Genomic DNA, 7815 nt, shown 5'->3' with positions numbered 1-7815 from the left:
GGGCATTCACCTGGACGCCTGGGCAACCAGCATCCATCCATCGCGCCGTACGAGACGCTGCGCTGCGGTCAGGGCTTGCTGGCAGTGGCATGTGGGAACGACGGACAGTTCCGTCGACTTGTCGGAGCGCTCGGCATTCCTGTGCTGATCGAGGACGAACGATTCAGCACGAACAGCGCTCGGGTTGCCAACCGCTCAGCCTTGGTCCCGCTGCTGGAGACCGCATTGACCAAGCGCTCTGCCGCCGAATGGGTTCCACTGCTGAACACCGCGGGCGTCCCTGCGGGGCAGGTCGGATCAGTGGCGGACGGCTTCGCGTTCGCGGCGGCGCTCGGATTGAAACCCACAGTGGAGATGCCGACCCCACACCCGGCCCAGGTCTCGAACCCGGTTCAGTTCACCAATGCTGAACTCCGGCACCCGCTGCCACCACCGGACCTGGGGTCCGACGACGGTGCCATGCGCGCGTGGCTGGCTAGCCCCGGGGCGATCACTCAACTTGAGGACCTGTTGTCGAGCAAGGAAGTGAAGTGATGATCTACCGCAACCTCATCAACGGCGAGTGGCGGGAAGGCGCCAGCGCCGCCACCAACGTCAACCCGTCCGACCTGTCCGACGTGGTGGGTGAGTTCGCTCGAGCCGACACCCGCCAAGCCGTGGAAGCCGTCGGCGCGGCCGACGCTGCGCAACCCGGATGGGCAGCGCTGCCCGGAGGCGCACGGTTCGATGTCCTCGACACGGCGGGCACGGAGATACTCGCTCGCGCTGACGAGCTCGGCGACCTGCTCGCTCGCGAAGAAGGAAAGACCCTGCGCGAAGCAACGGCGGAGGTCCGTCGCGCTGGTCAAATCCTGAAGTTCCACGCGGGAGAGGCCGTCCGTAACCCCGGCGAGCATCTGGGATCCGTGCGCCCGGGGGTCGAAGTCCTGGTGTCACGGGAACCGGTGGGCGTGGTCTCCATCATCACTCCCTTCAACTTTCCCATGGCGATTCCTGCGTGGAAGATCGCACCTGCGCTGGCGCACGGCAACACGGTCGTCTTCAAGCCCGCCGAGCTCGTCCCTGCGTCGGCGTGGAACCTCGTCGACATCCTGCACCGCGCAGGCCTACCGGACGGGGTGCTCAACCTGGTCATGGGTCGAGGGCGTGACGTCGGCGACACACTGACCGGATCGCCCAACGTCAACGCCGTGTCATTCACCGGCTCCGCCTCCACTGGTCGCGGTGTCCTGGCTTCTGCGCAGCGGCATGGAGCGAGAGTGCAGCTCGAGATGGGCGGGAAGAACCCGCTCGTCATCCTCGACGACGCCGATCTGGATGCTGCGGTAGCCGGGGCGCTGGAGGGCTCCTTCGGTTCGACGGGGCAGCGGTGCACCGCGTCGTCGCGACTCATCGTCACCGATCGCATCCACGACGAGTTCATCGATCGGCTCAAAGCGGCAATGTGCGAGTTGCAGGTCGGGGACGCTCGCGACCCGGGCACCACCATGGGACCGGTCGTTGACCAGTCCCAGCTGGACCAGGACCTGCGCTACATCGAGGTCGCCACCAAGGAAGGCGCGTCCCTGTTCGGCGGGGAGCTCCTGCAGCGCGCAACCCGCGGCCACTACCTGTCGCCTGCGCTACTGGTCGACACGAAGAGTACGCACACTGTCAACAGGGAGGAGGTGTTCGGCCCGGTCGCCTCGATGGTGCGCGTTGCGGACTTCGATGAGGCCCTGGCCACGGCGAACGACACCGAGTTCGGCCTGACCTCGGGCATCTATACCCGCTCACTGCGGGCCTCGACACAGTTCCGTCGCGAGTCCACGGCCGGCATGGTCATGGTGAACGTGCCCACCGCTGGCGTTGACTACCACGTTCCGTTCGGCGGCCGGCGCGGGTCTTCGTATGGCACGCGCGAACAAGGCCGCGACGCTCGCGACTTCTACACCACGACGAAGACGTCGTACATGGCTACGTGAACCAACGCCAGGCGGCCCCGCGAGGTCGCGCACCCCAGCGCCGCAGGAGAACTGATGGATGACGCCGCTACCAACGTAGGGCTGCTGCTCCTGCGACTAGTCCTGGGGTTTGTGCTGTTCGCTCATGCCACTCAGAAGACTTTTGGGTGGTTCTCCGGACCGGGGCTCGCTGGACAAACGGCCGTGTTCGAACGGCTCGGACAACGCCCTGCTCGCCTGATGGTCGTCGTCGCTGCAGTGTGTGAGGCCTCGTGCGCTGTCCTCGTCACGTTCGGCGTGCTGACTCCGCTGGGCGCGGCCATCGGGGCGGGCACCATGCTCGTAGCCGGATCCTCGTTGACCATCACGTCGAACAGATTGTGGGCGGCTCAGGGCGGCGGAGAGTACCCCTACCTGCTAAGCTCGACCCTTCTCGCTCTCGGGTTCCTGGGCCCAGGCGGATGGTCGATCGACAAGGCCATCAGTGCGATCTGGTACGACGACTCGTCCTGGCGCCTGACAGCAGGCTTGGGCGTCGCCATCCTGGCCCTGGTCGCCGCGATCCCGCCGGTTCTCGCTACCCTGCGGAGCCAAACCGGGAGGTCGTAACCATCGACTTCTGATCGGCCGGGCGTCGGCCAGGACCGCTAGGGACCGAGCTTCGGGATGATGGCGGAGATGTCGTGCTGGGTCCGTGAGATGTGCCTGTTGAGAAGATCGACGGCCTTCTCGCGCTCCCGGTTGATGGTGGCGTTCAGAATCGCCTCGTGCTCGCCGGACTTGGAGCGCGGCTGCACTCGCTGGCTCGCGGAGAACCGGCGGTACCGCTCCGCCTGGTCGAAGAGACTCGAACAGCTCTGCTTCAGCCTCGGCGAGGAGGTGGCCGAGAGCAGAGTCATGTGGAAGTCCTTGTGCAAGCGACTCCATTCGTCGTCGAGCACGACCGGCTGGTTCGCCGGGAGCCTCTCCTCGACCTTCTGCAGCCGGTAGAACGACGCGACGGACGCTGCTTCCCATTCATCGCCCCCGCTGTCCATCGACTCCTCGAGAGCCTGGATGTCCAGGATGAGACGAAGTCGGGTGATGTCCGCAAAGTCTTCAGGAGACATGGCCGCGACTCGGAAGCCACGTCGCTCGTCGGCGACGACGAGCCCTTCGTTCGCGAGACGATTCAGGGCCTCACGCAAGGGACTGCTGGAGCAGCCGTATTGGAGCCGCAGGTGGTCGACCTTGAGCTTGCTCCCGGGCTGATGCACGCCAGAGAGCAGATCGTGACGAAGACGGGTCACGGTCTGATCGACGAGAGGCGGGGCCAGTTCCACTGTGCTCACTCTCGCAGTTTATGCATGATCGCGCGCTCACCAAATGGGTCGGACGGATCTACAACCCAAGAACTCCCAGGAGGCAGCCCTGCCGGGCTCCGCGTCAGACCTTGGCACCGATCAGGACGACCAGGATGGTGGCGGGGTCGTCACCGGGGACCCGCCACGCATGCCGAGCGGCATTCTGGACCACAACGTCTCCCGTCTCCAGCGTGACTGTCTTCTGGTTGTCGACCTCAAGGATCACCGGGCCGTCGAGAACGACCACGTAGTCGACTGTGGGCGTGGCGTGCATGCCCGGGGCGTCTGGCTCGAACGCCTCAGCGAGTCCCGGGGTGTTGCGGAGTGACTCGGCGACGGCAGCGGCGAAGTCGAAATTCGGGTCCGCGTAGACGCGGTTGGGGGCGAACGTGACCGTCATCGCGACCGTGCCCCCGACCCCAGGAATGTAGCTGGCAGGGAGCTGCGAACCGTCGACCGTCGGGTCGGGCGGCGCGCCGGTTGTCCAGATGAGCGAGTGGCCGGACAGCGGCGTGTGCTCGTACGGAACGGCGACGGCATCGCCGTCGGAGGCGATGATCGAGCGACCTTCGCTGTTGATGCTGGTCACGACACGACGAACCATGGCGGGCTTCCTCTTCCTGGCTGCTCCCGGCGCTCCGGCCGGATACTTCATTTTATGCACAATATGTAGGTCATGCATAGACTGGTCACCATTGTTGTCGTGAAAACTCGATGCGCCCTGTCGAAGGCGGGGCGCAGGCTAGTTTGGAGGCAACGTGTGGTGGCTGCGATGCGCTGGTCGAGAGGTGGAACCCATGGCAGTACCGAACTTCTCCCTCCGACAGCTCGGCTACTTGGTGGCAGTTGCCGATGCGGGATCGATGACCGCCGCGGCCGAGACAGAACACGTCTCCCAGGCGGCGATCTCCATGGGCATCCACGACCTTGAGAAACGACTTGGCTTGCAGTTGCTGACCCGGCGTCCGGGGCATGGCGTGTCGTTGACCGAGTCCGGGGTGAGCGTCCTCGAGGACGCCCGACGTGTTCTCTCCGCATCGACTGACCTGCTGAGCAGGTCGAGAGCGCCGGGCGCGGACCTTCGCGGCGAGCTGAACCTGGGGTGCTTCGCCACGCTGACGCCGCTGTACGTACCTCCCCTGCTCGGCCAGTTCGCCGTGGAGCATCCCGCCGTGAAGGTGAACGTGGTGGAGGGGTCGATGGGGGACCTGAGTCGCGCGATGAGCAACGGGACCTGCGAGTTGGCCATCACCTACGAGGCGGGGCTGTCCACCGGCTTCGCGGTCGAGCCGATCATGGCGTTGAGGCCCTATGCGCTTCTGCCCGCCGACCACCGTCTTGCGAACGCGGACATGATCACGTTGACAGATCTCGCCGAGGAGCCACTTGTGCAGTACTCGTTCGAGTCGCCCCCCGGGATTGAGCACAAGTTGCGCGAGGTCGGAATCGAGCCCCGCGTCGTACACTCGTCCCCGAACATCGAAGTGGTTCGATCCCTGGTTGCCCGCGGAGTGGGGTGGACCCCCATGGCCCAGCGCTGGCCACGCGACGTGAGCCTCGAGGGTCTTCCGCTCACCTGCGTTCCGCTGGGGGATCTTGCCGACCAGCCCAGGGTTGTCGTTGCATGGCCTGAGCACGACCAACTGAGTCGCCGGTCGATCGCCGTGATCAAGTTCGTGCGACAGGTGGCGAAGAACATGCAGCGGTCGTCCGACGGTCCTTCGGACGCCTGACCGGGACAATTGCGCCCTGGCCGACAAGGCCCCGGTGACCCGTCGTGTGTCGCCTAGGCGGGTTGCGGCTGGGCATTCGTCCTGGGGAGGTCGTGCCGGAGCTCGGCAGCCTCCATGAATGCGCGGAGCTCACGCTCGATGTCCGGACCAGCTGGCTGGTAGACGTACACCCCGGCGCCGAGGTCCTCAAGACGCCTCATCTCTGCAGCGATCACGTCACGGGTCCCGGTGAGGGTCGCACGACGGACGACGTCGGCCGTTAAGAACTTCCGGTCATACTTGTTGGGTTCGATGAGGTGCCCACGAAACATTTCACGCAGGCGCCGGGTCTCGTCGACCTCGCTGATTGCTTCGAGGAACCCGTCGACCTCGGGGAGACCGGCGAGGGGTCCGTAGTGGCCGACGTGGAGGCCGAGCGCTGCCCCGGGGCCGGCTGCTTCGATCGCCCGAGGTGAGTCGATTGCTTCGTCCTCCTCGAGCACGGTGCCATAGCCCGAGAGGGCAACGACCGTCCCCTCGGGGACCGTGAGGTCGTGGGTGGCGTTCATGATGACGCCCATGCCCATGCGCTGAGCGGTTGCCTGTCCCCTGGGGCCTTGCGCGCCGAAGAACATCGAGACGTCGACAGGGAACGTGATGCCCGTGCGGGAGCTGTGCATCAGCGAGATCCTGGCACCCTCGACTTCGACCTCACCTCCCGCGAGAAGCGTGCGCATGTCATCGGCATACCGCTCGAGGTCGGCCCACTTGCTAGGGGCGTGGCCGGTGAACAGAGCGCTGGTGAGACCGGTGCCGAGACCCAGGTCGAATCGACCGGGAGCCAGCGTCGCGAGGTGGGCAACCATTCCCGCGTTCAGGCCGATGTGCCGCATGTGCTCGGTCATGACGGAGATGCCGAGGCGGATCTTGCTGGTGCGGAGTGCAGCGAGAGCGAGGGTGATGCCGGTGTCTGCCCAGGCAACCGGAACGTCGTACACCCAGGCTCGTTCGTATCCGAGCTCCTCGGCCACGACGATGTGGTCCGGCGTCTCGAGGGTCGGTGCGAAGACGGCTGCGATCTCCATCGGGGTTGCGCTCCTTTTGATTTGCGGGTTCTCGATTTGCCCCGACTGTGACATCCGCCACCTCAGTGTGACAACACGGAATGATCGAGGGGTGGATTAAGGGAATCTGATGGCTCGCGGTGCCCGAGCCATGTCCCGGGCGGACTTGAGATTTGCTTACCCCTCCTATCGCGAAATCCCGTTGTACAGGTGCTCGGACCCACTGGCAGGCTCCTCGAGCATCACTCTCGTGACGTTGGCCACGGAACACTTAGTGGCTCCGTGAGCGTCGTGGACGTCTGATCGCAGACCGCACCGCTCCCCCAGGTCCCGTGCGGGCGTGCGTCAGGCAGACGGTGATAGCACCACTCCAATGATCAGCTGCAAACCGCCATGAAAGGCCTTCGCATGAGCAACTCCTCCAGCAAGCGTCTCCTGCTCCGCGGCGGGCACGTCGTCAGCCAGGATCCGTCCATCGGCGACGTGCCGAATGGAGACGTCCTCATCGAGGGACAGACCATCGTGGCGGTCGGGAATGACCTGGACGCCACGGACGCCGAGGTGGTGGACGCGTCGAGGTATGCGGTCCTTCCTGGCCTGGTGGACACGCACCGACACACCTGGCAGACAGCCATGCGAGGTGCGGTGGAGCCGGGGAACTACTTCGCAACCGTGCTCGTGAAGCTCGGGCCGCTCTACCGGCCCGAGGACGTGTACATCGGGAACCTCCTCGGTGCTGTCAGTGCCCTGGAGTCCGGGATCACGACGATGCTCGACTGGTCCCACATCATGAACTCGCCTGCGCACGCTGACGCTGCGGTCCAGGGTCTGGCTAATGCTGGCATCCGCGGCATCTTTGCGCACGGTGTCGGCCAGAACGGCGCGTCGGCCGGCGTGAGTGGATCGAACTCGCAGCAGCACTCTGACGACATCCGCCGCGTCCAGAAGGACTTCTTCTCGACCGACAATCAGCTATTGACGCTGGCGCTGGCGTTCGGAGGGCCTGAGTTCTCCTCCATCGAGGACACCAAGGTCGACGTCGAGCTCGCACGCGACATGGGTATCCGCTTGACCACCCATGTCGGCGTGCTGCCCGGGAAGGCCGCGGTGACGCAGATGCGCGATGCCGGGTTGCTGGGTGACGACATCACCTACATCCACACCGCCCTGTGCTCCGACGACGAAATCAAGATGATCGGCGATTCGGGCGGCTCCGTGTCGAGCTCTCCCTTGAACGAGAACCTGCTCGGCCTGACACGGTGGGTCCGTAATGGTGTCCGGCCGTCCATCAGCCTGGACACCGAGACCATCGCACCGACTGATCTCTTCACCCAGATGCGCGCGCTGTTGTGGAACGAGTGGGTTGCGCAGCGCGGTGTGGAGGACAAGGAGCCGTTCGCTGTTCGCGACATGCTCGAGTTCGCCACGATCGAGGGTGCCAAGGCCACCGGGTTGGACCACAAGATCGGCACCCTGACGCCCGGCAAGCGCGCCGACATCATCATGGTCAACCTCGAGGACATCTCGACCATGCCGCGCGCCGAGGACCCGGTGAACACCGTGCTGATGCAGGCTGGTCCGCACAACGTCGCCTGGGTCATCGTCGACGGTGAGGTCCGAAAGCGCGACGGGAAGCTCGTCGGCATCGACAAGGACCGCATCCTCGAACTCGCGACCTCTTCTCACGCCTTTCTCGCCAAGGAAGCCGGCTTCACCGCCTAGGACGTGTCTCCTAAGTCGCGAGCCAGATGGT

The 7815-nt window shown here is 65.2% G+C and carries 8 protein-coding genes and 1 pseudogene; 5 read left to right on the top strand and 4 right to left on the bottom strand.

Translation table 11 applies throughout. The annotated features are described in order from the left end of the window. From ACOADB_RS04365 to ACOADB_RS04355, 3 genes are all read left to right on the top strand, one after another. Positions 1–534: CoA transferase (locus ACOADB_RS04365; protein WP_378596703.1), on the top strand; the 534-nt coding region annotated here is incomplete at its 5' end. Continuing rightward, positions 534–1964, top strand: a complete 1431-nt coding sequence (locus ACOADB_RS04360; RefSeq protein ID WP_378596702.1) for an aldehyde dehydrogenase family protein — start codon at positions 534–536, stop codon at positions 1962–1964. The genes ACOADB_RS04365 and ACOADB_RS04360, both read left to right, overlap by 1 nt. A gap of 54 nt (positions 1965–2018) precedes the next feature. Further along, entirely contained in the window at positions 2019–2552 is a 534-nt protein-coding gene (locus tag ACOADB_RS04355) for a DoxX family protein (protein ID WP_378596701.1), read from the top strand. Between the two features lie 38 nt (positions 2553–2590). On the opposite strand, the gene ACOADB_RS04350 is transcribed toward ACOADB_RS04355, so the two are convergent. The 3 genes and pseudogenes from ACOADB_RS04350 to ACOADB_RS04340 form a co-directional block, all read right to left on the bottom strand. Next, positions 2591–3052, bottom strand: coding sequence for a GntR family transcriptional regulator (locus ACOADB_RS04350; protein WP_378596714.1), 462 nt, complete (start codon positions 3050–3052; stop codon positions 2591–2593). 18 nt (positions 3053–3070) lie between these two features. Continuing rightward, positions 3071–3232, bottom strand: a pseudogene (locus tag ACOADB_RS04345) (GntR family transcriptional regulator); the annotation flags it as partial. Positions 3233–3368: 136 nt separating this feature from the next. Then, on the bottom strand, positions 3369–3890 hold the full coding sequence (locus tag ACOADB_RS04340) for a cupin domain-containing protein (RefSeq protein WP_378596700.1): 522 nt from the start codon (positions 3888–3890) through the stop codon (positions 3369–3371). 193 nt (positions 3891–4083) lie between these two features. On the opposite strand from ACOADB_RS04340, the gene ACOADB_RS04335 reads away from it, so the two are divergent. Beyond that, the gene (locus tag ACOADB_RS04335; RefSeq protein WP_378596699.1) at positions 4084–5019 is read left to right on the top strand and encodes a LysR family transcriptional regulator; all 936 of its coding nucleotides are present in this window, start codon (positions 4084–4086) and stop codon (positions 5017–5019) included. A 53-nt stretch (positions 5020–5072) separates the two neighbouring features. Here the strand turns inward: ACOADB_RS04335 and ACOADB_RS04330 are convergent, their stop codons facing one another. Continuing rightward, positions 5073–6083, bottom strand: coding sequence for an LLM class flavin-dependent oxidoreductase (locus ACOADB_RS04330; RefSeq protein ID WP_378596697.1), 1011 nt, complete (start codon positions 6081–6083; stop codon positions 5073–5075). 387 nt (positions 6084–6470) lie between these two features. Here ACOADB_RS04330 and ACOADB_RS04325 point away from each other — a divergent pair, with 387 nt between their 5' ends. After that, the gene (locus ACOADB_RS04325) at positions 6471–7784 is read left to right on the top strand and encodes an amidohydrolase family protein (RefSeq protein ID WP_378596696.1); all 1314 of its coding nucleotides are present in this window, start codon (positions 6471–6473) and stop codon (positions 7782–7784) included. Positions 7785–7815: the final 31 nt, after the last annotated feature.

It is taken from the genome of Nocardioides sp. CPCC 206348, from assembly GCF_048654705.1.
Taxonomy (GTDB): Bacteria; Actinomycetota; Actinomycetes; order Propionibacteriales; family Nocardioidaceae; genus Nocardioides.
The sequence above is the reverse complement of the archived record's forward strand: the minus strand, read 5'-3'. Positions and strand labels throughout refer to the sequence as shown.